Origin of the sequence: Pseudomonas sp. MF6767, assembly GCF_016405475.1 — a bacterium.
In the GTDB taxonomy this organism is placed as follows: domain Bacteria; phylum Pseudomonadota; class Gammaproteobacteria; order Pseudomonadales; family Pseudomonadaceae; genus Aquipseudomonas; species Aquipseudomonas paracarnis.
Map to the genome: position 1 here is coordinate 427,060 of NZ_JAEKCY010000002.1, position 25,635 is coordinate 452,694.

Annotated in this window: 11 protein-coding genes; 3 read left to right on the forward strand and 8 right to left on the reverse strand. The window is 62.0% G+C overall.

Translation table 11 applies throughout. The features are described 5' to 3' along the window. Positions 1-53 precede the first annotated feature (53 nt). The 3 genes from JFT58_RS05110 to JFT58_RS05120 all read right to left on the reverse strand — a co-directional run bounded on the left by JFT58_RS05110 (position 54) and on the right by JFT58_RS05120 (position 12,317). Positions 54-359: an XRE family transcriptional regulator gene (locus JFT58_RS05110; protein WP_054897039.1), complete on the reverse strand. Its 306-nt coding sequence runs from the start codon at positions 357-359 to the stop codon at positions 54-56. Beyond that, on the reverse strand, positions 352-717 hold the full coding sequence (locus JFT58_RS05115) for a type II toxin-antitoxin system RelE/ParE family toxin (RefSeq protein ID WP_034127312.1): 366 nt from the start codon (positions 715-717) through the stop codon (positions 352-354). Before JFT58_RS05115 ends, JFT58_RS05110 begins: the two co-directional genes overlap by 8 nt. Positions 718-929: 212 nt before the next feature. Then, positions 930-12,317: an autotransporter-associated beta strand repeat-containing protein gene (locus tag JFT58_RS05120; RefSeq protein ID WP_198834308.1), complete on the reverse strand. Its 11,388-nt coding sequence runs from the start codon at positions 12,315-12,317 to the stop codon at positions 930-932. Positions 12,318-12,744: 427 nt separating this feature from the next. Here JFT58_RS05120 and JFT58_RS05125 point away from each other — a divergent pair, with 427 nt between their 5' ends. Together JFT58_RS05125 and JFT58_RS05130 are read left to right on the forward strand one after the other, a co-directional pair. Next, positions 12,745-14,556, forward strand: a complete 1,812-nt coding sequence (locus JFT58_RS05125; protein ID WP_054897037.1) for a monovalent cation:proton antiporter-2 (CPA2) family protein — start codon at positions 12,745-12,747, stop codon at positions 14,554-14,556. A gap of 72 nt (positions 14,557-14,628) precedes the next feature. Next, positions 14,629-15,183, forward strand: a complete 555-nt coding sequence (locus JFT58_RS05130) for a hypothetical protein (RefSeq protein ID WP_198834309.1) — start codon at positions 14,629-14,631, stop codon at positions 15,181-15,183. A gap of 648 nt (positions 15,184-15,831) precedes the next feature. On the opposite strand, the gene JFT58_RS05135 is transcribed toward JFT58_RS05130, so the two are convergent. From JFT58_RS05135 to JFT58_RS05145, 3 genes are read right to left on the reverse strand one after another with little or no spacing between them, the layout of a single operon-like run. After that, positions 15,832-16,548, reverse strand: coding sequence for an alpha/beta hydrolase (locus tag JFT58_RS05135; RefSeq protein WP_054898540.1), 717 nt, complete (start codon positions 16,546-16,548; stop codon positions 15,832-15,834). Between the two features lie 10 nt (positions 16,549-16,558). Beyond that, entirely contained in the window at positions 16,559-17,314 is a 756-nt protein-coding gene (gene cobF, locus JFT58_RS05140) for a precorrin-6A synthase (deacetylating) (protein ID WP_198834310.1), read from the reverse strand. A gap of 45 nt (positions 17,315-17,359) precedes the next feature. Continuing rightward, the gene (locus JFT58_RS05145; RefSeq protein WP_054898542.1) at positions 17,360-17,914 is read right to left on the reverse strand and encodes a histidine phosphatase family protein; all 555 of its coding nucleotides are present in this window, start codon (positions 17,912-17,914) and stop codon (positions 17,360-17,362) included. Between the two features lie 216 nt (positions 17,915-18,130). Between JFT58_RS05145 and JFT58_RS05150 the strand changes: the two genes are divergently transcribed. Then, positions 18,131-22,687 carry a DUF6543 domain-containing protein gene (locus tag JFT58_RS05150; RefSeq protein WP_140915210.1) on the forward strand — a complete coding sequence of 1,519 codons (4,557 nt, stop codon included), beginning with the start codon at positions 18,131-18,133 and terminating at the stop codon, positions 22,685-22,687. 62 nt (positions 22,688-22,749) lie between these two features. Here the strand turns inward: JFT58_RS05150 and JFT58_RS05155 are convergent, their stop codons facing one another. Both JFT58_RS05155 and JFT58_RS05160 read right to left on the reverse strand, forming a co-directional pair. Continuing rightward, entirely contained in the window at positions 22,750-24,069 is a 1,320-nt protein-coding gene (locus JFT58_RS05155) for an MFS transporter (protein ID WP_034127304.1), read from the reverse strand. A 33-nt stretch (positions 24,070-24,102) separates the two neighbouring features. Beyond that, positions 24,103-25,632: a class I adenylate-forming enzyme family protein gene (locus JFT58_RS05160; RefSeq protein ID WP_198834311.1), complete on the reverse strand. Its 1,530-nt coding sequence runs from the start codon at positions 25,630-25,632 to the stop codon at positions 24,103-24,105. Positions 25,633-25,635 lie beyond the last annotated feature (3 nt).

Below are 25,635 nucleotides of genomic sequence, written 5' to 3' on the forward strand. Positions count from 1 at the left end.
GCCACGCTCAGGACAATTGGAATAGCCTGAATCTGGCGAAGAGCCCAGCTACTTCAACAGGCAAAGTTGTCAATTTTGACCTGGCCATCCGGAAAAGTGGCGATGATTTCCAGCTCGCCCCCCATCGCACGTATGTAGTCACGCAACGTGCTGATGTACATATCAGTACGACGCTCCATCTTCGAAACCGCTGCCTGGTTGATATTCAATGCCTTTGCCAGGCTTGCCTGGCTCAGTTGCTGGGCTTTGCGCAACTCATGCAGCGGCATTTCTTTCACGTGTTGCTGAAATATCTGCTCGGCATCGGCGTGCGCCTCAGGTGTCATGCGAGCTTTCAGTTCCGCGAATTTCTTAGCCATGGTCACGGCCCTCTTTACGCAATGAGTCTAAATGTACGTCGTACAGCTTCTCTGCCAAGGGTACGTACTCGTGGTACCAACGGTGCTGTGCGGTTTTATCGCCACCTATCAGCAACACTGCACAGCGCCGAAAATCGAAGGCATACAACACCCTGTAAGGTCGCCCTGCATGCTGTACCCGCAACTCTCGCAGGTTGCCGTGCCGAGCACCCTTGATATCGCTGCTATGGGGAAAGCGCAGCCCAGGCCCGAACAGCCCCAGCAAATCAACACTGGCAGCCACCGACGATTGCTCCTTTGCATCCAAGCCATCCCACCACTCTTCGAATTCATCCGTGTATTCAATGTCCCAGACCATGCAAATATGCCACCCAAGGAATATAAACTCAAGTGCATAACTTTAGGCCGGCGTCGGTTGGTCGCCAGCCGTGTTCCGGAAGAAATTGTATTCACATCCTTCAGGCTGCCCGGTGAGCAATAAATGCCCTGCTTTCATGAACCAACGTACTTCTTCAAAAAATCTTCCAAAAAAAACCGCCCTTTCGGGCGGTTCAAAAAACTCGGCCGTGATCAAAAACCGAGGGAGAAACTCACGGTCACTGCGTGGTCCTTGTCGTTACGCGAGAGTTGGCCCGAATAGCCCAGGCCCAGTCTGCCGTTCTGGCTGATCTGGTAATCCAGCCCCGCTTCCACCACTGCACTGTCCTTGGCAATCGGCACGCCTTGGGTGCTGAACGAGCCACCGCCATTGATAAAGCTCAGGTCGGCGTCGGGCTTGGTATCACCGAAGGCATGGCGCCAGCCGATGCTGCCCCGTGGGGTGATTTTCGAGCCGTTGCCCAGGGTGATGGTCTGGCCAATGCGCACGCCCAGGGTCGAGTAGGTGATGTCCTGGTCGGCATCGCCACGCAGGGCTGCCGAACCGCCTTTTTCCTTGATGGTGTCGCTGTCGTAGTTGACGTAGGCCAGGCCGGCGAACGGTTCCAGGGCCACGCTAGGGGTTTGGATGGTGTAGCCGACTTCACCGAACACCTGCGCACTGCGTGCCTTGTAATCGGCTTTGAGGCGTTGGCCCTCGCCACCGACGGCCACGTTGCGTTTGCTTTCGACGTCATGCCAGCTGTACGCCACGCCCATGCGTGCGGCGAAGGCTTCCTGCTGGTAGGCGGTGTAGGCCATCAGGTGGTAGCTGTCCACATCGGCGCTGGAATTGCGGCGCTTGGCGTCCAGGTCGCTGCGGGTGTAGCCGGCGGCCACACCGACGCGCCAGGCGTCGTCCACTTGCTTGTCGGTGCCGAGCAGGAAGCCGCTGAGGTTGCGGTCCAGCTTGGCGCTGTTGCTGTCACCGCCCATATGGCCCCAGGTGCCGAGCACGCGCATCCAGCCGACCATCTCACCGTGACAACCGGCGCTGCTCAGGTGGTTTTCGCTGGGTGCCAGGGCATTGCGCGGGTCGTCCTCGCGGTAGCAACCGGGTTGGCGCAGGCGCTCGTTGACCGCATCACGCACGTAACGCGAGTCTTCAAGCATGGCGCTGGCGGTGCTGGCGTGGATTTCGCCGGACAAGCTGTCGAAGGCCGCGCGTGCCGCTGCCACATCACCATTAAGCAGGGCGTTTTGCACCGCTGCGCCACCGACTCCGGTGCCTGTGCCCAACGCCGCCGCCACGCCGCGCTGGTTACCAGTGGCCGCCACACTGGCGTAACTGACGTCGTTGCGGCTGACCGCCAGGGCCACTTGGGTTGGGCTGTAGTTCAACGCGGAAGTGAGGAACGCCAAGTTCTCCAGATTGGTGGTGGCAAAGGTACCGTTGACTGCGCCCGCCGTCAGCAGGGTGTAGGTGGTGGCGCCGGCATAGGGTGCCAGGTTGACCACATTCAAGGTGCCGCCCAGGTTGGCGGTACCGCCCACGGCCAGGGAGCCGGTGGTGGATGGGGTGATCACCAGGTTCAGCGCACCGGTGCTGGCGTTGGTAAAGTTGCCGGCCACGGTCAGTTTGCCGCTGTCGGGTGTCACCGAGCCGTTGTTGACCAGCGAACCGACACTGCCGTTACCGGTCAGCCCCGCACCGTTGGCCACGGTGACTTGGCCGCCGAGCACGGCGCCTGGGTTGGCCGCGTTGCCCACTTGCAACACGCCCTCTTCCACCGCCACGGTGCCGCTGAACGGCTGGTTGCCGGTCAGCAACAGCGCGCCTGCGCCTTGCTTGATCAGCGCACCGGTGCCGCTCAAGGTGCCGCTGAACTGGCCATTGGTGCGTTGGGCAAACAACAACCGCGCGTTGTTGAGGATCCTGCCACGCAGGCTGGTGGTGGTGCCCGCCAGCGTACCGCCACTGACGGTGGTGCCGCCGGTGTAGGTATTGGCGCCAGTCAGCAGCAAGGTACCGGCATCCAGCTTGTTGATGCCGCCGGTTCCCACCAGCGGAGCATCAATCTGGGCGGTCACGCCGGAATTGACCCGCACCGCCGCCAGGCTGCCATCCGCCGCGTTGGTCGGGCTCAAGCTACCGCCTTCGCCGGCCGTCAGCACGTAGCCGGCGTCCAGCACTTGCAGGCCGGTGAAGCCTTGGTTGCCAACCACGGTCACGGTGCCGCCCTGCCCGCCAAATACCGCGAACTGGTTGGTGGACGCCTGCCCCTGGGTGCCGGTCGGGTCAGTCCAGTTGGTGCCCGGGCCCCAGGTACCACTGCCACCGGTAATGGTGCCATCGGGGTTGGTGGTGCCGCCGTTCCAGAACTGGATTTGCCCTGGCGCGGTTTGCACCACCAGGTTGAGCTGGTTGGCCAGCGCCGTTTGCAGGCTCAGGTTGCCCAGTGCCACCGGCAAGGTGCCAAAGGTGAGGCCGTTATCGGTCAAGCTGCCGCCGTAGCGGAACAGTTGGTACACGCCGACGCCGAAGCCGCCCGTATCGCTGACGTTGAGGGTGCCGTCCAGGGTCAGGTTGCCCGCCACGTTCACCGCCGTACTGGAGGCACCCGGCGCGCCGAGGGCGAAGTCCAGGGTGGTGCCCGATGACAAGCCCAGCGAACCCACCGACAGCGGCGTCGCGGCGCCGGCCTGGAGCACCGAGCCGTCTGCCATGTTCACCGCACCGCCCAGGGTGCCGCTGCCACCGAGGGTCGCGCCGCTGGCGACTTGTACCGCGGCGCTGTTCAAGGTGCCGTTGACCAGCAGGCTGCCGGTGTTGACGTTGGTGTTGCCGGTGAAGGTGTTAGTGCCGCTGAGCAGCAACGCACCGGTACCGGTTTTATTCAACACGCCGGTACCGGTGAGGTTGCCGGTGTAGGTGCCGTCGGTGGCTTGCTCAAAGGTCAACGCCGCATTGTTGACGATAGCGCCTTGCAGGCTGGCGGTGTTGCCCGTGGTGCTGCCGCCGTTGAGCGTGGTACCGCCGCTGTAGGTGTTGGCCGCGGTCAGCAACAAGTCGCCGTTGCCATTTTTCACCAGGCCGCCGCTGCCGCTGACCACGCCGTTGAGGGCCAGGTCGTGGCTGCCGGCCAGGGTAAGCGGGCCACCCAGGTTGAGGGTATTGGCCAGTTGCAGGTCGGTGCTGCCATCCAGTTGCGCCGCGCCGCCGACCGTCAAGGCACCACTGCCCAAGGCAGCATTATTGCCAAGGATCAATTGACCGGCGTTCAGGCCAGTGCCGCCGCTGTAGCTGTTGACGCCATTGAGCGTCAGCGCTGCCGCACCGTTTTTCACCAGGCTGCCGCTGCCGCTGATAACCCCGTCGAGGGTCAGCGCATTGCTGCCTGCCACCGCCAAGGCACCGTTGAGTACAGCCGCATTGGCCAGGCTGACCGCCGCGTTGCTGTCCAGGGTGGTGCCGCCGGCCGCCGTCAGAGCGCCTGTGCCGAGGGCACTGTTGTTACCCACCACCAGGGTGCCGCCATTCAGCGCGGTACCGCCGGTGTAGCCATTATTGCCGTTGAGTACCAGGGTGCCGCTGTCGAGCTTGGCCAGGGTGCCAGCGCCGTTGAGGGTCACGCCCAGGGTCGCGGTGGCATTGGGGTCGACGCGCACCGCGGTGTTGCCGGTGCCGTCATTGACCAGGTTGAGCACGCCCGCCGTGCCGGAGCCCAGGGTGTAGCCATCAGTGACGAACTGCATGCCGGTGATGTTCTGCGTGCCGTCCACCGTCACGTTGCCCGCCGCGCCTTGGAACACCGCGAAGCTGTTGACCCAGCCCTGGTTGAGGGTGCCGTCGACATTGGTCCAGTTGGTATTGCCGGCGTTCCAGGTGCCGTTGCCGCCGTCAATCGCACCGTTGCCGATCAGGCTGTTGCCATCCCAGAACTGTACGGTGGTGTTGGGCGCAGTCACCAGCAGGTTGACCTTGCTGGTGATCGCGGTCTCCACTTGCAGATCACCCGGTACCACACTGCCTGGCAGTGTGCCGAGCGCCAGGCCGTTATCGGTCAAGGCCCCGGTGTAGTTGATGAGGTTGTAGACGCCGCTGCCAAAGCCGCCGATATCGGTGACATTGAGGTTACCGTCCAGAGTCAGGTCGCCGCCGACATTCAGCAGGCCTGTGCCGCCGCCCAGCACCGGGGTGCCGAGGCCAACATCCAGGTTCGAGTTGCCACCCAGCACCAACGAGCCCACCGACAGTGTGCTGCCGGAGGCCAGGCCGATGTGCCCACCGTCGGCCACGGACACAGCGCCGGCCAATGAACCGCTGCCGGCCAGGGTTGCGCCGCTGTTCACCGCCACCGTGCCGCTGGCCAGGGAACCTGTGACATTCAAGGTACCGCCGTTGACGTTGGCCGCGCCGCTGAGGGCATTGGTGCCGCTCAGGTTGAGCACCCCGCTGCCGTTTTTATCCAGGTTTCCGGCACCGTTGAGCGCGCCGCCAAAGCTGTTATCAAGATTGCTGCCTCCCACCGCCAGCGTAGCGCCGCCCGCCACCTGCACCGTGCCGGTGCCAGCCAGGCTGTTGAGGTTGGCATTGCCACCCAGGTTGAGGCTCGCGCCGCTGCCGACAGTGACGCCGGAGGTGGTTCCCAGCGCACCATTACCCGCCGTGGTCACGCTGCCGGCCGCCACGGTCAGTGGGCCGCTGAAGCTGTTGTTGCCAGTCAGCAGCAGGTCCGCCGCGCCATTCTTGATCAGCGCTGCATTGCCAGCGAGTACGCCGGCCAGGGTCAGGTTGTTGCTGCCAGCGACGCTGAGGTCGCCATTGAGGTTGACCGCATTGGCCAGCACCAGCGGCGTGCTATTGGCCAGGGTCGCCGCACCGCCGACGGTCAGCGCGCCCGAGCCCAGGGCCGTGGTGCTGCCGAGGGTCAGCGTACCGGCATTGAGTGCCGTGCCGCCGCTGTAGGTATTGGCGCCGTTCAGGGTCAGGTTGGCGCCACCGGCCTTGGTCAACGAACCACTGCCGTCCACCACGCCGTTGAGGCTCAGGTCGTTGCTGCCGCCGACGGTGAGCGCGGCATTCAGGCTGGTGTTATTGGCCAGGGCCAACGCCGTGTTGGTGTCCAGGGTGGTTGCCCCATTGACCGCCAAGGCACCACTGCCCAGGGCCGACGCATTGCCCAGGGTCAGGGAGCCGGCATTCAACTGCGTGCCGCCCAAGTAGGCATTGGCGCCGTTGAGCGTGAGGTCGCCCGCGCCGGTTTTGGTCAGCCCACCGGTACCGCTGACCAGGCCGTTCAGGCTCAGGTCGGCGGTGCCTAGAATGCCCAGGTTGCCGGCCAGATTGACCGTATTGGCCAGGGCGACCGCCGTGCTGCTGTCGAGGGTGGTGCCGGCGGCCGCGTTCAGGGCGCCACTGCCCAGGGCCGTGTTGGAGGCCAGGATCAGGCCGCCTGCGTTGAGTGCGGTTGGGCCGGCATAGGTGTTGTTGCCACTGAGGGTCAGGTTGGCGATGCCATTCTTGATCAGGCTGCCCGTGCCCGCCACGGTGCCGGCCAGAGTCAGGGCATTGCTGCCGCCGAGGGTCAGGCTACCGTTGACGTTGAGCGCATTGGCCAGGCTGACTGCGGTGTTGCTGTCCAGGGTGGTGCCGTTGGCGGTGGTCAAGGCGCCGCTGCCCAGGGCACTGTCATTGCCGACCACCAGCGTGCCGCCATCCAGGGCGGTGCCGCCGGTGTAGCTGTTGGCACCGTTAAGCACCAGGGTGCCGGTGTCGAGCTTGGCCAGGGTGCCGCCGCCGTTGAGCGCGACGCCCAGGGTGGCAGTGACGCCGGGATCGACACGTACGGCGGTGTTGCCGCCCACGCCGTTGAACAGGGTCAAGGCGCCCGCTGCCCCGCCGGCCAGGTTGTAGCCATCGGTGACGAACTGCAAACCGGTGATGGCTTGCGCGCCGTCAACCGTGACAGTGCCCGCCGTGCCTTGGAACACGGCAAAGCTGTTCGGGGTCCAGGCTGTATTGAATGCGCCGTTGACGCCGGTCCATTGGCTGGCGCCTGCACTCCAGGTGCCGCTGCCGCCTTCGATGGTGCCATTGCCCGTGGTTTGGCTGCCGTCCCAGAACTGCACGTTGGTGCTGCCGTTGACCAGCAGGTTGACCTGGTTACCGATAGCGGTTTGCAGGTCCAGGTCGCTGGCCGGGATGTTCACCGGCAGGCTGCCCAGCAGCAGGCCGTTGTTGGTCAGGCCGCCGGTGTAGTCGATCAGGCGGTAGATACCCGCACCGAAGCCGCCGATATCCGTGACGTTGAGGGTGCCGTCCAGAGTCAGGTTGCCGTTGACCTGCACCAGCGCCGTGCCGCCCGTGGCGGGCGCGCCGAGGCCCGCATCCAGGTTGGAGTTGGCATTGAGCAGCAGCGAACCGGTGGTCAGGGTCGCGCCGGAATTGACGGCCAGATGGCCGCCGTCGGCGATGCTCACGTTGCCCAACAAAGTACCGGTACCACCGAGGGTGGCACCACTGCCCACCGCCACGTTGGCGCTGGCCAGGGAACCATTGACGAGCAAGCTGCCGGCGTTGACCTGGGCGTCCCCGGTCACCACGCTGAGGCCGCCGAGGGTCAAGGCGCCTGTGCCGTCTTTGGCCAGGTTGCCGAGGCCTGCCACGACGCCGTTGAAGGTGCTGTCGAGGTTATTGTTGCCGACGCTCAAGGTGCTGCCGGCCCCTACTGTGGCAAGCCCGGTACCCGTGAGGGCGCCCAGGCTGGCGCTGCCGCCCAGGTTCAAGGACGTACCGCTCGCCAGGTTGACCCCGGCGCCGACACCCAGTGCTCCGTTGCCCAGCGTGGTGAGGCTGCCCGATTGCACATCGAACAGGCCGTTGAAGGTGTTAGTGCCGGTCAGGCTCACATCCGCCGTGCCGGTTTTGACCAGGCTACCGCTGCCGGCCAGCACGCCGGCCAGGGTCAGGTTATTGTTGAGAGCACCCACGGTCAGCCCAGCGTTGAGGTTGACCGCATTGGCCAATACCAGCGGCGTGCTGTTAGCCAGCGTGGCCGCGCCGTTTACGTTCAAGGCGCCGGTACCCAGGGCCGCTGCCGTGCCCAGGGTCAGCGTGCCGGCGTTGAGGGTGGTGCCGCCCTGGAAGGTGTTGACGCCATTGAGGGTCAGGTTGGCCGCGCCGTCTTTGCTCAGGCCAGCCGTGCCGGTGACCAGGCCACCCAGGGTCAGGTCATTGCTGCCGGTGACGGCGAGGTTGGCGTCAAGCACGACGCCATTGCCCACACTCAGCGCTGCCGTGTTATCCAGGGTCGCCGCGCCGCCAACGGTGAGGTTGCCCAGACCAAGGGCGGTGGCACTGCCCAAGGTCAGCGTACCGGCGTTCATGGTGGTGCCACCCAGGTAGGCGTTGGCGCCGCTGAGGATCAGATTGGCCGCGCCCTCCTTGGTCAGGCTGCCCGCACCGTTGATTGCGCCGCCGAGCGTCAGGTCAGCGGTGCCGCCGATGCCCAGGTTGCCAGCCAGATTGATCGCGTTGGTGGTGGTAACCGCCGTGCTGGCGTCCAATGTTGTGCCGCCGGCGGCGTTCAACACGCCCGCGCCCAGCGCCGTATTGCTGGCCAGGATCAGCCCGCCTGCGTTCAAGGCCACAGGGCCCAGGAAGGTATTGGTGCCGCCGAGTGTCAGGTCTGCCGTGCCGTTCTTCACCAGACCACCGATGCCACTGATGGCGCCATTGAGCGCCAATGCGTTGCTGCCGCCGACCGTCAGGCTGCCGCTGAGTACCGCATTATTGCCCAGGGTTACGGAGGCGTTGCTGTCCAGTGTGGTGCCCGCCGCAGCAGTCAGGGCGCCAGTACCCAGCGCGGTGTTGCTGCCGACCACCAAGGTACCGCCATTGAGCAAGGTGCCACCGGTGTAGCTGTTGGCGCCATTGAGCACCAGCGTGCCGGTATCGAGTTTGTTCAGAACGCCCGCGCCGGTGATATCGACGCCGAGGGTGGCAGTCGCCAGTGGGTCGACGCGCACGGCGAAGTTGCCGCTGCCGGTGCTCAACTGCCCACCGGTGCCATTGACCAGGCTGTAGCCATCGGTGACGAATTGCAGACCGGTGATGGTTTGTACGCCATTCACGCTGACAGTCCCCGCAGCACCTTGGAACACCGCAAAGCCACCGCCCCAGGTCTGGTTGGAAAGGCCGTCGGCCGAGGTCCAGTTGGTGCCCCCCGCTGTCCAGGTGCCGTTGCCACCGTCGACAGTGCCGTTGGCAAGGGTGTTGCTGCCGTCCCAGAAACGAATATTCGGCGCCGCTACCACCAGGTTGACCTGGCTGCCCACTGAGGTCTGTACCAGCAGATCACCCAGGCCATAACCCAGCGGCACCGTGTTGACGTTCAATGCGCCGGTCAAGCCGCCGGTGTAGTTGATCAAGCGATACACGCCGGCGCCAAAGCCACCGGCATCGCTCACATTAAGGTCGCCGGCCAGATTCACGTTGCCACCGACATTCATCAGCGAGGTCAGCGACGGTGCGCCAAGCGCCACATCCAGACTGGCCCCGGCACTCATGTTCAGGCCGCCAGCCGACAAGGTCGTGCCACTGCCCAGCGCCAGGTGCCCGCCGTTGTTGATATTCGCCGTACCCAATAGCGAGCCACTGCCGGTGAGGGTGCCGCCGGTATTCACGTTGACCGACGCGCTGCCCAGGGAACCATCGACATCCAGAGTGCCCGCGTTGATCGCCGTGTTACCGGTGATGCCATTGATTCCGTTGAGCGTGAGCGTGCCGGTACCCACCTTGATCAAACTGCCCGCGCCGCTGAGGTCACCGTCAAAAGTACTGCTGGTGTTCACGCCACCCACGGTGAGTTCCAAACCGCCGCCGACTGCCACGCCACCCGCACCGCTGAGGCCGGCCAGGCTGGAATCGACGCCCAGGTTCAGCGCAGCGCCAGCGCTGACATCAACGCCGGAGGTGCTGCCCAATGCACCGGCGCTGCCGGTGGTGACGCTGCCGGAGACAATATTCAATGGCCCGGTAAAAGTGTTACTGCCGCTCAAGGTCAGGTCAGCCAAGCCATTTTTGATCAGCGTACTGGCGCCGCTGATCACGCCGCTGAGGTTCAGGTCATTGTTACCCGCGAGCGTCAGGTCGCCATTCAAGGCAATCCCGTTGCCCAGGGTGAAGGTCGCGCTGGTATCCAGAGTGGCCGCACCGCCTACCGTCAAGGGGCCCGCGCCCAATGCGCCTGCCGTGCCCAAGGTCAACGTACCGGCGTTGAGGCTGGTGCCACCGGTGAACGTGTTGGTGCCGTCAAGGGTCAGGTTGGCCAGGCCATCCTTGATCAGCGCCCCCGCGCCGCTGACCACACCGCCCAGGGTCAGCCCATTGGTGCCGCCGACGATCAGCCCGGCGTTGAGGACAATGCCATTGCCCAGTGCCACCGCTGAGTTGCTGTCCAGGGTTGCGGCGCCGCCGACGGTCAAGTTGCCCAGGCCAAGCGCCGTATTGCTGCCGACGGTCAGGCTGCCCGCATTCAGAGTAGTGCCGCCCAGGAAATTATTGCTGCCGCTGAGTGTCAGGCCGGCCGCGCCGTCTTTGGTCAGGCTGCCTGCACCGTTGACCGTGCCGCCCAGGGTCAGGTTGGCGCTGCCACCGATTCCAAGGTTACCGGCCAGGTTGATCGCGTTGGCCAGCGTCGTACTGGTACTGGCGTCCAGGGTCGTGCCCCCGGCTGCATTCAACGTACCCGCGCCCAAGGCACCACTGGCGCCAACTACCAGCTTGCCGCTGTTCAGCGCAGTGTTGCCCAGGTAAGTGTTCGCTTGATTGAGGATCAGATCCGCCGGGCCGTTCTTGATCAACCCACCAAGGCCCGCCACCACACCGCCAAGGGTCAGCGCGTTGCTGCCGCCAAGGGTCAGGTTACCGCCCAGGTTGAGGTTATTGCCCAGGCTCACTGCTGCACTGGCATCCAGCGTGGTACCCGCCGAGGCGTTCAACACACTGGCGCCGAGCGCAGTATTGGAGCCAACCACCAGCGAACCGGCGTTGAGGGCCGTGGCGCCGGTGTAAGTATTGTTGCCCGTAAGCGCCAGGCTCGATACGCCCTCCTTGATCAACCCGGAACCACCGCTGACAACCCCGCCAAGGGTCAGCGGGTTCACGCCGTCTACGGTCAGATTCGCGTTCAAGGTAATCGCATTGCTGGTTGTCAGCGCAGCATTGCTCTGCAAAATACCTGCACCCGCCACGGTCAAGGCACCGGTACCTAGCGCCGCGGCATTGCCCAATGTAAGCGTGCCGGCGTTCAAGGTGGTACCACCCTGGAAGGTATTGGCGCCACTGAGGATCAATTCGCCGATACCCGCTTTGCTCACACCCGCGGCGCCCGAGATCACACCACTCAGGGTCAGCCCGGTCGAGGCGCCCTGTACCGTTAAACCACCGGTACCCAGGGTCATCAGGTTGGCCAGTGTCAGGCCGTTGCCAGTGGCCTCGATAGCGCCGCCGTTAGACGTGAGCACACCGCTGCCAAATGTCGCGTTGTTATTGAATTGCGCCACACCCCCATTGAGCGTAGTGCTGCCGCTGACCAGCGGCCCCTGCAACGTCCAGGTGCCACTGTTGATGGCCAGGTTGTTGAAGTTGACATAGTTGGCGCTTGAAGCCGTGCCGGTGCCCGTACTGCCACCACCGACACCCGTCGTGTTTTCAAGGATCAGCGAGTTGCTGCCGCCTGCGCCGCCGTCCACCTGGCCGGTGGGCGCGAACGTCAGGTTCACGCCGATCAGTCCGCCCAGGCTTAAGCCGAGGCCGCCGCCACTGGTCACCTGCGACCCCGTGACCGCTGTAAACGTGTTGGTACTGGCGGTCCCCATCGACACGCCGCCAGAGATAGTGCCGGTGTTGCGGAACGTGTTCCCTGTAGTGGAGCTCTCGAACGCCACGCGCCCGGTCAGGGCGCCGTTGTTGGTCATATTGACCTGCCCGCCACCCTGCACGGCTACCACCGGGGTATCGGACGTGAACAGCGACAGGCCGAGCAAGGAGGAAGAACCAATGACGCCGTTGTTGACGATCGTGGTGGTGCCGCCTGCGCCGTTGGTGGCGTTGAGGGCCATGCCATCCAACGAGGCCAGGTTCAGCCCCAGCAACGCGCCAGTACCGCGCATGATGCCGGTGGCACTGTTGGTGATGTTCAACACGCTGGCTGCCGTGTTGCCGATCACCACACCACCGCTCAACACTGAAACCAATCCGAGGAGTGCCGGGTCAATGGTGCCGGAGTTGTTCAACGTGGCGTTGTTGCCGGTCAGGGTCAGTGCTTTGCCGCCCAGCGTTGCGTTGAGTTGCGCCCCGGCATTGACGTTGACCGTCAGGTTATTGACCGCGCTGCTGAAAGTGTTGAGGAACAATGGCAATGACGGCACGCCCGTACAGGTCACCGTCGCGCCGACCGTAGGGCTTGCCGGGCTACAGGCGGCAAACACATCCGGGCTTGCCAGGCCCATCACCAGCCCGGCCACTCCGAGGCGAATCGCGAGAGAAAGTGCAGAAACACGAGGTAAAGCGGCAGTCGCAAGTCTTCTATCCACGTTCTACTCCTTGTGGTCCAAGCCTTTCATCCGTGACTGCGTGCACGCCTTGTTTCAACGATCCACACGCATCGAATTCGAAACACCTGACCGTGGTGACTACTGATCCAGTTTTTCGAAACGTTAGTAGACCCGCGCGAAAGCCATTGAATTAAATGGTATTAATACTTTCGTAAAACCGGCGTAAGAATGGGATGAGGGCCAACATCCATTGACTGTCGCGACAAAAATACAAGTTTCAAAATGTGAAAAAGCGCTCTAATAGCGCTCTATTTCCCCTGCTGTGGAATATTTTGTGGCCAGAGATTGCTCCCGCTCGGGTGCGCAGCGCCCGCAGTTTTTTGGGGCCGCTTCGCAGCCCAGCGGGAGCAAGCTCCCTCGCCACAATGGCCCCCCGAGTTGATCTACGTAAACGATGGAGTTCGTGATGCCCCATGAAGGCAACCTGTTACAAGCAGCCGTGGTGTTCCTGTTCGCCGCCGTGCTGGCCGTGCCCCTGGCCAAGCGCCTGGAATTGGGCGCGGTGCTGGGCTATCTGTTTGCCGGTGTGATCATCGGCCCGTCGGTTCTCGGCCTGATCGGCAACCCGCAAAGCGTGGCGCAGTTCTCTGAACTGGGCGTGGTGCTGTTGCTGTTCATCATCGGCCTGGAGCTGTCGCCCAAACGCTTGTGGGTGATGCGCAAGGCGGTGTTCGGCGTCGGTCTGGCCCAGGTCCTGCTCACCGGTGTGGTGATGGGCGCGGTCGCGCTATGGCTGTTTGGCCAGTCGTGGAACAGCGCCATCGTGCTGGGCCTGGGCCTGGCGCTGTCGTCTACGGCGTTTGGCCTGCAAAGCCTGGCCGAACGCAAGGAGCTCAACCAACCCCACGGGCGTCTGGCCTTTGCCATCCTGTTGTTCCAGGACATCGCCGCCATCCCGCTGATCGCCATGGTGCCGTTGCTGGCCGGCAGCGATCATCCGACCACCGAAGCCCAGGGCCTGCAACATGTGTTGCAGATCCTCGGCAGCATCGCGGTGGTGATCATCGGCGGGCGCTACCTGTTGCGCCCGGTGTTTCGCATTGTGGCCAAGACCGGCCTGCGCGAAGTGTCCACCGCCACCGCGCTGCTGGTGGTGATCGGCACCGCCTGGCTGATGGAGTTGGTGGGCGTGTCCATGGCCCTGGGGGCCTTCCTCGCCGGCCTGCTGCTGGCGGATTCGGAATACCGCCACGAACTGGAATCCCAGATCGAGCCATTCAAGGGCCTGCTGCTGGGGCTGTTTTTCATTAGCGTGGGCATGGGCGCCAACCTCAGTTTGCTGCTCAGCACGCCACTGGTGGTGATCGGCCTGACCCTGCTGCTGATCGGCTTGAAGCTGCCGCTGCTGTACGCCGTCGGGCGGATGGTGGGCGACCTCAATCGCGAAAGTGCCCTGCGCCTGGGCGTGGTGCTGGCGGCGGGGGGTGAGTTCGCCTTCGTGGTGTTCAAGATCGGTCGCGACCAGGGCCTGTTCGAACCGCAGCTGTACGACGTGCTGGTGCTCACCATCACCCTGTCCATGGCCGTGACTCCGCTGCTGTTGCTGGTGTGCCCGAAGCTGTTCAAACCCAAGGCCAAGCCGGTGGAAGTGCCCGAGGAATACCGCGCCATCGAAAGCGATGCGCCTCGCGTGGTCATCGCCGGCATGGGCCGGATGGGCCAGATCGTGGCGCGAATCCTGCGCGCGCAGAACATCTCGTTCATCGCCCTCGACACCTCGGTGGAAACCATCGAGCTGACCCGCAGTTTCGGCGGCATGCCGGTGTTCTACGGCGACCCCCAACGCCCGGAAATCCTCCACGCCGCCAAAGTCGATCAAGCGGAGTTCTTCGTGATCGCCATGGACGACCCGGAGATCAACATCAAGACCGCCGAGCTGGTGCGCAACCTCTACCCGCACATGAAGATCATCGCCCGTGCGCGTAACCGCCAGCACGTACACCGCCTGGTGGACCTGGACGCTTCACCGGTGCGCGAAACCTTCTACTCCAGCCTGGAAATGAGCCGCCGTACCCTGGTCGGCCTCGGTTTGAGCCAGGCCCAGGCCGATGCGCGCATCAACCGTTTCAAAACCCACGACCAGCAGGTACTTGCCGCCCAACACGCGGTATACGACGACGCGGCCAAGGTCATGCAAACTGCCCAGGAAGCCCGTGCGGAACTGGCGCGCTTGTTTGAAATGGACAGGCTTGACGAGGAATCCTCCGACAAGCTGTGATGGGCTGGATGAACGAAATTGCGAATTTTCTGACAGAATACGCCGCAATTTCGTTCAACCCCGGAGTGCTTCATGGCCACGTTCACCAAAACCGCAATGCTGCTCGCCCTAGCGCTTACCGCCGGCAGCGTGTTCGCTGCCACCAAGCCCGCCACACAGACAATCTCCACCTTGGGTGGCAAGTTCACCTTCAAACTGCCCAAAGCCTACAGCGCCGACACCCTGCCCTCCGGCACGGCGCAAGACGGCACCGCTGACACCCAAGGCACCCTGTACGCTAACTCAACGACGAAAAGTGTGGTGATCGTCGCCGAAACCGTGCGCAACGATGGAGCAACTATCCAGGATAACGACCCGAAGTTCCTCGACGGCGCCGTGGCTGATTTCGTCAAAGACCAGAGCGCCGCCATGCCCGACTTCAAGAAACTGGGGGAGAAGAAACTCACCTGCAAGGGCCTGGGCCTGCGCCAGGTGGACAGCAGCGCTACCCAAGGCGGAGGCAAGACCTTGAACTCCACGTTCCTGGGTGGTTCGGGCAACCATTTGCTGGTGATCCAGGCGATTTCCCGGGCTGATGATGTGAAGGGGCATGCGGCGTTGGTGAAGCAGATTACGGGCGGCAAGTAGCCCCCTCTTCCAGCCAACACAAAACCCATGTGGGAGCGGGCTTGCCTACGATGGCGGTGTGTCAGTCACTGAATCTTTTACTGAGCCACCGCTATCGCAGCATAGGTATCTACATAACTCTGTAAGCTCAGCGGTAACCACGATGCGAAGCGAGCCGCTCTTGATCTGCTTTTGATCTTAGGCGCCCCGTTAAACCACGCTGGCCGGAATTCGACAGGGATTTGGGGGGTAAACCGGCAGGGATGCCGGTTTAGCCGCCCCGCGCCATGGATGGCGCGTGGCGGCGGCCCCCCCAGATCACTGGCGGATTACGGGCACACCGAGCCTAGGCGAGGTGCCGAGTGGTGGGGCAAGAGCGTTTTGCTTACTTTGCCGCTTTTGCAAAGTGAGCCGCCGTAAGGGCGGAACCCTAAGTGGCCGTTACCGCAGGAATGGATATGTACACGGTCCAACTGTGTTGACTGCCAGGCCGTCTTCGCAGGCAAGCCAGCTCCCACATTGGATCGCGGGGCATCAGTTATATCTGTGTCGGCTGCCAGGCCGTCACGGGAGCAAGCTCCCTCGCCACAGATTTAGCGTCGTGCCGAAGTTGTGTAGATACCTATGGCTATCGCAGGCAAGCCAGCTCCCACATTTTTAACCGCATTTTCACTTCAGGCTTTTCTCTAGCCAGGCTTTCAAGTCCTGCACTTCCGCTTCGCTGATGGTGTGATTCATTCCCGGGTACTCATGAAACTCCGGCTTGAGCCCCAACCCCGTCAGCACCTTGTTCGCCTGCGTGGCCGAGCTAAAGGGCAGCGCCTGGTCCAAGGTGCCATGGCCGATAAAGATCGCCAGCTTGCCCATGGACGCATCAGGTTTGAGCGCAGACCTGAGCACCGGTAGCACGCTGCCACTGAGCGCAGCGATACCGCGTACCAACTCGGGTTCACGCAAGGCCACCTCGTAAGACATGATTGCGCCCTGGCTGAACCCCACCAGGAACACCCGATCACTTTGGGTGTGGTACTTGGCGGTAGCCTTGAGCACAAAGTCCTTGATCAGCCGGGCGCTGCTGAACAGTTCATCAGTCTCGCCGTTGTACTCAGGCTCATCGGTCTTGGTGAACCAACGATAACCTTGCGGCTGCACGGGCAGCGGCGCGCGCACCGACAGGTAGGTCCAGGTGGACGGCAACGCGTCCTTGATACCAAACAGATCTTCCTCGTTGCTGCCAAACCCATGCAGGAAGATCACCAGCGGCTGGTTGCGCGCATCACCCTGGGTCTGTTCCAGGTAGGACAAAGGCAAGTCGGTGTGCAAGCCGGAGTCGGCATGAGCGGCGCCGGCCACCAGGGCCAAGGCGAGGGCAAGTTGTTTGAGCATCGGGTTTACCTCAGGGTTTGCGCAACAAATAGGTGTCCATGATCCAGCCGTTTTCCAGGCGCGCCGCCTTGCGTACCCGTTCGATCTCTTCTGCCACATGCGCCACTTTACCGCTGATCAGGATCTCGTCCGGGGTGCCCAGGTAGGCGCCCCAGTAAATATCCAGGTCCTGATCCGCCACACTGCGGTAGGAATCTTCGGCGTCGAGCATGACCACCAGGGTATCGGCATCACTCGCCTGCCCCGCCGCCAACCGGCGCCCAGTGGTGATTTCGATGGACTTGCCAATACGGTTGAGCGCCACCTTGTGCTGCGCCGCCAGGGCTTGCACGCTGGTGATGCCGGGGATCACTTCAAACTCGAAGACACAGCGACCACTGGCAAGAGTCGCCTGCAAGATGCGGATGGTGCTGTCGTACAGCGCCGGGTCGCCCCAGGCCAGGAACGCCCCCACCTCACCGTCAGCCATTTCTTCGTTGATCATGCGTTCGAAGGTCTGCTGCTTATCGCGGTTGAGGTCCTGCACAGCGGTGGTGTAGTCGATTTCACCGCGCACACGCTCCGGGCAGTCGGCCTCGACAAAACGGTAGCCGGGCTCGGTGATATAGGTGTCGCAGATTTCCCGGCGCAGGTCGATCAGCTTGTCCTTGCTCTGGCCCTTGTCCATCAGGAAGAACACGTCGGTACGGTTCAGCGCCTTCACGGCCTGCATCGTGATGTAGTCGGGGTTGCCGGCGCCAATGCCGATGATCAGGATGCGTTTCATGGGTTGCTCTCAGTGCGGGGCGTGGATTTTGCCATGATCAACGCATCAGGCGTGAGTTTCCAGGCGCAGGCGCCAGACCGCGTTGAAACGCAGCTCGGTGCGCGACAGCGGTTCGACATCGATCAGGTAGAACATCGATACTGGAAATTGCATGACGTACAGCATTGCAGCGCGGATGACCAAGGGATGTGTAACGGCCACCACATGGCCGGGTTGGCACTCCAGTGACCTCATCCATTCGCCCACGCGCGCGCAAATGTGCTCCACCGACTCGCCGCCATGGGGGGCGCTGGCGCTGTCGGTGAGCCAAGTCATCAATTCATCGCGATCAAGCTGGGCAGTGTCCTGCCCCTTCCAATGGCCAAAATCGCCATCGCGTAACGCGGGCTCAACCACGGCGTGGTCACCGAACAGCGTTGCCGTCTGGCGAGTCCGCGCTTCGGGCCCGCATATCAGGCGCACACTTTTGCGGAACCGATCCGTCAGTGACAGCCGCGCATTCTGCCAATCCATCAGTAACGACTCGTCATCGGGAAACCGCCCCTGCTTTTGCATGGGGGTCACGGCATGACATACGAGAGTCAATCGGGTTGCTTGCATAGGCACCTCACTCTGCTCAGGGACGCGGCGGGGAGAAAACGGCGGCGTATTTCAACCTGTCACAACGAACAGGCAAAGGACTGTGACACATGACGGCTCCCCGCATCAGCGGCTGTAACCCTTCGTATTAAGTGGATACGGAACACCTTCGTACAGAAAAGCCACGAAAATTCGCCACAGAAGGCGCGCTTTTCATAACGATAGACGGAGACTTCCATGACGATCCCGGCAGCCACGAACCATGTTCCACCCTCATCTTCGCAACAAACGCCAACAGGCACCTTTGCGTGGCCGGTCAACCCGGATGAAAGGCTGAAGTATGACATCGCTCAGCAGCCGGAAAATCCTGGTCGATCCGAGCCCGTTTCAAGACGCGCACCAAGTTCGCCTCAATTTCTGCTCACTCAAGGACACGTCAGCACGTTGGTGGAAAAGAGTGATGCCGAGCTGGCACAGCAGCTCAGCGCGGCATTGATGGGCCAGGTCGCTGAGGAGCTCACAACCAACAGACAGTCACTCACCGCCCCGACCCTCACCCAGGTTCCGCCTTTTTCCAGCTTCGGCCAAGCGTGGGCACGTTTTAACCAGGCGCTCAGGGCAGAGCCGTTTGCAACCTTTGCCAAAGCCCATCACATCGACCTGTCCAATTTCAGCTGGAACCCTCAAGAGGGAACCATGACGTGCATGATCAATGGCTCCCCCAACAGCTTCACGGAGTTCACCCCTGGCTGGTCACAGGCATCGGCGGACGTCGCCGCAGCGGCCAGAGAGCTGGGCGCCCCGTCGACGACCTGGTTCCGCTACACCGGCGAACACACGCCTCCCAGTTACCTGGTCGGAGACTTCTACGCTATCGCTAGAACCGAGCTTACGCGCAATCCGCGGGCCGTGATCGCGGCACTCCAGCAAGCCGATACATTCCCCTCTCTGGTCATCCCCAACGGCCCCCTGCCATTGGACATCTCGCAACAGACCTTGCGTGCCAGGCAAGCACAACGCAGCGTGAAGGAGACGATCACCCAAGCCACCTTTGAACGCAGCGGCACACTTGCCGACTCCAGTCGCACACCGACGCCCGCCGAACGCGTCGAGACGGCTGATCGGGAAGTGGCACGGGAGTGTGCCAGAATCCTCACGAGGATCGGCTATCAAAGGCGCATCGATGATCAGTCGCTAACCTTTCTCCCCTTCTTGAATGTGCCTGACGACTCAACCTACGCACACACACGCGAGGCGTTCGGCAAATGCTTCTCCAGCCCCGCTTTCCTGGCGTTTGCGAAAGAACATAATCTCGAGGTGTCATCCTTGTTTATCCACTTGCCGACAGGCCAGTTGGAAGGCTACGTACGAAACCCTGACGGCAGCCGTAAATCGATTGTTTTGCGCACGTCGACTTGCCCCCAATGGGCGGCCCTCGAACCCGACATTTCAAGCGCGGCCCGCAAATATGGGAGAAGCGGCTCGGTCTACGAGGGGCCCGTTCGTACCCAGCAAGCGCTGGATCTCTCTATGATGCTGGACTTTTACGGCGTGACTCGGGAAACCGGCTCAGAGCAGAAGTGGCTCGAACAAGTCGCAGGGCTCATCCGCGATGGCTTCCCCTCCTTGAAAAAAAACAACCCTTCTGCTGACACCTCGCGTGGGATTCGCGAACTGCAGCAGGCAGCCCTACAAACACTTGCAGGCATCACAACCCCTCCAACACCTACTGTCGTTCAAGCGCCTGCGCCGGTAACCACCGCCAAGCCGCCCGTCGCCAGCCCCGTGAGCGACATCGCCCACCGTCTGTTTAACGCAGAGCCCGGGTTGCAATCGGTCGTATCGGGATTACTCAAGGACGCCATCGATGCGTCATTGAACCTCGACGTGGAGCAGTTGGCGTTCGCCGTTCCCGATCCGGACAATCCAGGTGAGCACATTGAAACACCGCTGATGGAAATGATCATCAGCCATGTCGCTGGAGGCGCCGCGCCGGTTTTCGACAGCGCTGGCAAATTCGTCGATACGCGCGAGGACGTGATCGCCCGTACCGGCAAACCTGCGGGTACTGCACTTCCTATCGATAGGTCAGCGCTACAGAAGGCTATGAGCGAGTTGCCCGGCAAGCTGAACGAAACGCTTCGAGCGGCAAAGATCACGTATTGGAATGAGCCGCCGTTCAATGAGCCGGCCCCTGGGCTGAGTGCCGACACAGCGCTCAGTGTCACCCCGATTTACGCGGGTAGTCGGCGGTCAATGCTCGGCCAACTGCTGCACAGCAACCTGCGCCTGGCCAGTTTAAAATCTCCAGGTCTCAATGACATACAGCGCGAAACACTGGATACGGTAGCAAGGTTTCCCCACGGGTACCTCAACCCCACAGACAACTCCAAGACAACCATTCACTTCATGGTCCGCACTGACCCGGCCAACCCAGACAGCCCGAACGTTCAAACCCCTAACCTGTTCATCGAACGCAAGGCTGGGGATCGCACCCTCGCAGTGCTGATGTGCGAACCCAGCGGAAAGGTTACCCCTTATGCTTCCCTGGATGCTGCCCAGCAGGCCTGGGAACAGCAAAACCCCGAGGCGCAACCACCGACCCGCACCAACAAGCCCAGCCTGAAAGCCTTCGACGCTGATGCGTTCTACCTGCAAGCGAACGTCATGATTAACAACGGGGACGCCAACGCCGACACTGATCCCGCGCTGATCGTGGCGCGACCATCCCAAGAGTCCGGGCTCAAGCGTCCCGAATGGTCGAAAACCGCCTCGGATGCCAATCGCTTTATTTACCATGACCTGCTTCTGGAGATGGCGGGCTTCGAGCGCCGGCACAAGGGCAAGAGCTTTGGCAGTGATATTCCGGACATTAGCACTTATATCCAGGAACAGATCAAAGCCCTCAACCCTCCACTCTTTCACTATGACATCAAGGATCTGGAAGTCATCTTTCACACTCCCTATGGCGCCCCGGCCAGCGGATTCGGATCAACCCAAACCACCACCCTGTCCTTCACCGAAACCTTTGTACGCAACCTTTCAGGATTACCAAAAGGTCGGGTGGAGGTGCGTCACAAACCGACGGGCATTCATCTAGCCAAGCTCGGAAAAGAGGGCGAACTGGGTAAGCTGATTCAGCAAATCGATGCCGGCAAGAACTACCCCGAATTAGTCAGGCGCGAGCTGCTCGACGATCCTGAAAAAAAAACCAGCCGCCAAGCGCTGTTCGCCGAGCAAGTCCCGATTGAACTGAAAATGAGGGCCCTGGAACTGACGGCCAAAGGCGAGGCTGGCTTCGATAACGCCATGGGTTTTCGTTACCTCCAGGCAATACTGGATCCAACGCCAGGGAAGAAGTTCGTCAATGGCAACGAAATCACCGTGCGCCCGTTGGCGCTCATGCGCCTGCCCGGCGCGGTGCCCGATGTGGTCGAAAACATGTTCCTGATCGAACCCAAAGACACCACAGTCGGCCCGCACATTCTTTATCGCCCGTTGAATTCCAGCGCACCCCTGCTGCAGTTTCCTTCGCGCCAGGCGCTAATGGAGTCTGTCCAGACACAGAAGGAGCTACAAAAAGACATTCTTGCCTGGCTGCCTGATGAGACAACCCGCGCCGTCTACAGGCACGATGGCTTTCGCGAACCGCATATGCCGACATATACGCCCGTGTTCACGCCTGCGCCGCCCACACTGGCGACTCACGACCTGTCGTCCGAGCTGCAAACCGGGCAACTGATGAACTACTTGTATGAAGCAAATTCAAGGGCGCTGACATCGCTGGCCGAACACCAAGCCGTATCCAACGGGGAAAGTCGCTGGGAAGGGATTAAAGAAGGGGCAGGCCTATTACTCAATACGGCATTTCTGTTCATGCCAGAGAGTGCCTTTTTAATCGGTATGCCGTTTCAGGCAGACAGCATCATAAGTGATATCAAGACGCTTGCCGGGAGCAGGGAAGGAAACAAAGAAGCAGCCGCAACAGATTTATTCATCAACATAGCGATGTTAATGCTTCACCTCGCAAGAGCACACCCCACTCAAACCTCCTCACGTACTGGAGTCGCGGCCATTCATACGGTACCGCAGGAAACACGCGTAGGTGATTTACCGGCGGCGCCTTCGCCTGAGTCAGCATTACGTGAAGTGATTCGGTTGGGCGGTCCATGGAGGGGTTTCAAGGCCATCGATGGCGACATACAAACCTTCGAGGATATTTACAAAGGCGCCCCACGACTCAATATATTCGGACATGGGACTGAACCGGCCACCGGAGAGCCCGCGAAAGTCGTAGGCGCAAACGGCAAGTTCTATTCGGCGCAAGACATCGTCAATAAACTTCGTGCGGAAAAAATTGACTTCAGCAAATATAAAAACATTGTGCTTCGCGTCTGCTATTCCGGCGCAAACGGCCCGAACTCGCTGGGTGATGAAATCTCCAACCTGACCAACATACCCACCAAGTCATTCGCAGGTCCTGTGCACATGGATTATTTTTTGGGCAAAGACCCAACGGGCCTGTTCAAAACGTACTATCGGGAATTCAAAGCGAAATACCCCACGCTTTCTCCACGCGACATAAAGTTGCTCGCTGACTCGAAAGTGAAGTTGGATTTTGCCAAGAACAACCACCTTAATACGGTGGAAAAGACATCAGGAACGCTGCTGCGATTCAATATTGGCACCCAGAAAGAGCCTGAGATGGTTCAAGAACTTGTCGATTACCGGCCACATTACTCCTACCCTGCCCTGGCCGCGGCCCACGTGTTGCCAGCCAATTCAGCCCGATAGCCTGTTGCGGCAGGTTTGCCAACGCAACCCTGCCGTTTGATTACCAAGATGCAAACACGGCGTCAGGCCAGCGCCGTTTTCGCAGACGCCACCCTAGGCGTGGCACCGACCACGAAGTCCTCCTTGCGCAACAGCACCAGCGCTACCAACGACACCACCCCGGTCGCTACATAGAAATACCACGGCGAAGTAATGTCGCCTGTCACCTTGATCAACCAAGTGGAAATCAACGGCGCACTGCCGCCAAACACCGCGACGGGCACGTTATACGCCACGGCAATCCCAGTGGAGCGAATCCGCGTCGGCAACAGCTCACTCATCAACGCATAGGTTGACGACGCGTACAGCCCGAACAGAATCGCCACCGCCATCAACGGCGCGAAGAAGGTCGCCGGGGTGGCGGTCGGGGCGGATTTGAACAGCCAGAACATCGCCAGGGTCGCCAGCGTGCCGATCACCATCAGGAACGGCTTGCGCCCGTATTTATCGGTAAAGGCCCCGCCAAACGGCATCACGAAAGCCGCCGAGAAGCTGGCGACGAACACATAGAGCAAGGTGGTGCCGCTGTCGAACTTGAGGATCTTGGCCATGTAGGTCGAGGCGAAGGTCAGCACCAGGTAAAAGATCGAGCTGTGCAAGGTGATGATAAAGAACACCAGGGCAATCGCCCGCTTCCACTGCCAGACCTCACGCAGCGGCGCCCGCGAAGTTTGCCCGGCGCGTTGCAGGGCGAGGAACTCGGGGCTGTCTTCGAGCTTGAGGCGAATGTACATGGAAATAAAGCCCAGGGGCGCGGCGATCAGGAACGGTACGCGCCAGGCCCATTCCTGCATGACCTCGGCGCCCAGCACCCAGGTCATGCCGTTGGCCACGGCGCCACCGAGCAGCAGGCCGAGCACGGCGGTAACCATCAGCCAACAGGTGGCAAAGCCACGGCGACCGGGGCCGGCGTATTCAGAGATGAAGCTGGTGACGGTACCGATTTCGCCGCCCGCCGAGAAGCCCTGCACGCAGCGCACCAGGATCAACAGGATCGGTGCGGCGATGCCCAGGCTGGCGTAGGTCGGCAACAGGCCCAGCATCACCGTGGAGCCGGTCATCATCACCAGCGCCATGATCAGGGTTTTGCGCCGGCCGATCTTGTCTGCCAGCGGGCCGAAGAACAGCCCACCCAAAGGGCGGATAAAAAAGCTCAGCGCAAACGCAGCAAAGCTGGCCAACAGGCTGGTGGTGGGGTCATCGGAGACGAAGAACGCCTGGCCGATATAGACCGCGAGAAAGCCATAGACGCCGTAGTCGTACCACTCGATCAAGTGGCCGGAGGTGGCGCCCAGAAACGCACGGCGGCGCTTGCGGACGGTGTCTTGTGCGGGATTGCCCATCGTGGGGACTCCTTGTCTGATTATCGATCCATGTTAAAGCGCGGCGATACTCGCGGTTTGCAGCCAATGCCGCAAGTCGGTCTTGAGAATCTTGCCGTAGCTGTTCTTCGGCAAATCGCTGCGCCACACATATTTTTTCGGCTTTTTGAACGAGGCCATGCGCGCCAGGAACCACGTCGTCAGCTCGCCTTCGTCCAGCGGCTGGCCGCTGCGGGTCACCACGAAGGCCACCACCGACTCACCCCATTGCGCGTCGGGCTCGCCCACCACGCACACTTCGAACACCTCGGGATGCTGGGCCAGCACTTCCTCGACTTCACGGGGGTACACGTTGCTGCCGCCACTGATGATCACGTCCTTGGAGCGATCCGTCAGGGTCAGGTAGCCGGCCGGGTCGAGGTAGCCGATGTCGCCGGTCAGCAGCCAACCGTCCACCAGCGTCTGGCGCGTGGCCTGCGGGTTGCGCCAGTAGCCCTGCATCACCGTGGCGCCACGCACCGCGATTTCACCGCGCTCGCCGGTGGGCAGTGGCTGGTGCTCGGCATCGAGAATGCGGATCTCGACACAGGCTTGCGCGTGGCCCACCGAGGCGGCCAGGGTGGCCCAGTCGGGGCGCTGGCGCTCGGCGATCAAGGCGCGGGGCAAGACGCTGATGGTCATCGGGCTCTCGCCCTGGCCGTAGATCTGCACCAGCCGCGGGCCGAAGGTGTCGACTGCTTCGCGCAGGTCGGCGAGGTACATAGGGCCGCCGCCGTAGACGATGGTCTTGATGCCGGCGCCGTGATAATCCTGGCGCCGGGCCTGTTCGACCATGCGCTTGACCATGGTCGGCGCAGCAAACAGCGACACCTGGCCCATGTGCTCGGCCAACCCGAACAGCTCGGCGGCATCGAAGCCATGGGAGGCCGGCACCACATGGCGGGCGCCGCAGCGCACATGGATGAAGTTGTACAGGCCGGCGCCGTGGGACATGGGCGCGGCATACAGCGCCGCATCGTCGGCGCTCACTTGATCGACATCCGTGGCGTAGCACAGCGACATGGCGATCAGGTTGCCGTGGGACAGCATCACGCCCTTGGAGCGCCCGGTGGTGCCAGAGGTATAGAACAGCCAGGCGAGGTCGTGATCCTGGCGGGGCACCGGCTGTTCCAGGCTGGGCCAACCATGGCTGGGCGGCAGCGGGTGGCCGTCCAATTCCGTGCAATGCGTGGGCAAATCCCGCGATGAAAACACCTGGCCGCCGTCGGTAAAGATCAACCGCGCCTCGGCATTATCGGCAATCCACGCCGCTTCGCTGGGGTGCAGCTTGGCGTTGATCGGCACCGCCACCCCGCCCATCCACCAGATGGCGTAGAGCAGTTCCAGGTAGTCGCAGCTGTTTTTCATCAGCAGCGCCACCGCGTCTCCCGGCACCAGGCCATGCTGCTCCACCAGGTGCGCGGCGCGTTGGCGCACGTGGGCGGCGAAGGTGGCGTAGTCGGCCACTTGCACGCTGCCGTCGAACAATGCCGGGCGTTGCGGGGCCCGACGCTGGGTGTCGTGCAGCCAGTTGGCAATGTTCATGAC

What these genes read in the sequence shown, in the direction of transcription:
- JFT58_RS05110 (WP_054897039.1), bottom strand. Translation starts at nt 359, where the DNA reads ATGGCTAAGAAATTCGCGGAACTGAAAGCTCGCATGACACCTGAGGCG.
- JFT58_RS05115 (WP_034127312.1), bottom strand. Translation starts at nt 717, where the DNA reads ATGGTCTGGGACATTGAATACACGGATGAATTCGAAGAGTGGTGGGAT.
- JFT58_RS05125 (WP_054897037.1), top strand. Translation starts at nt 12,745, where the DNA reads ATGCCCCATGAAGGCAACCTGTTACAAGCAGCCGTGGTGTTCCTGTTC.
- JFT58_RS05130 (WP_198834309.1), top strand. Translation starts at nt 14,629, where the DNA reads ATGGCCACGTTCACCAAAACCGCAATGCTGCTCGCCCTAGCGCTTACC.
- JFT58_RS05135 (WP_054898540.1), bottom strand. Translation starts at nt 16,548, where the DNA reads ATGCTCAAACAACTTGCCCTCGCCTTGGCCCTGGTGGCCGGCGCCGCT.
- cobF (WP_198834310.1), bottom strand. Translation starts at nt 17,314, where the DNA reads ATGAAACGCATCCTGATCATCGGCATTGGCGCCGGCAACCCCGACTAC.
- JFT58_RS05145 (WP_054898542.1), bottom strand. Translation starts at nt 17,914, where the DNA reads ATGCAAGCAACCCGATTGACTCTCGTATGTCATGCCGTGACCCCCATG.
- JFT58_RS05150 (WP_140915210.1), top strand. Translation starts at nt 18,131, where the DNA reads ATGACGATCCCGGCAGCCACGAACCATGTTCCACCCTCATCTTCGCAA.
- JFT58_RS05155 (WP_034127304.1), bottom strand. Translation starts at nt 24,069, where the DNA reads ATGGGCAATCCCGCACAAGACACCGTCCGCAAGCGCCGCCGTGCGTTT.
- JFT58_RS05160 (WP_198834311.1), bottom strand. Translation starts at nt 25,632, where the DNA reads ATGAACATTGCCAACTGGCTGCACGACACCCAGCGTCGGGCCCCGCAA.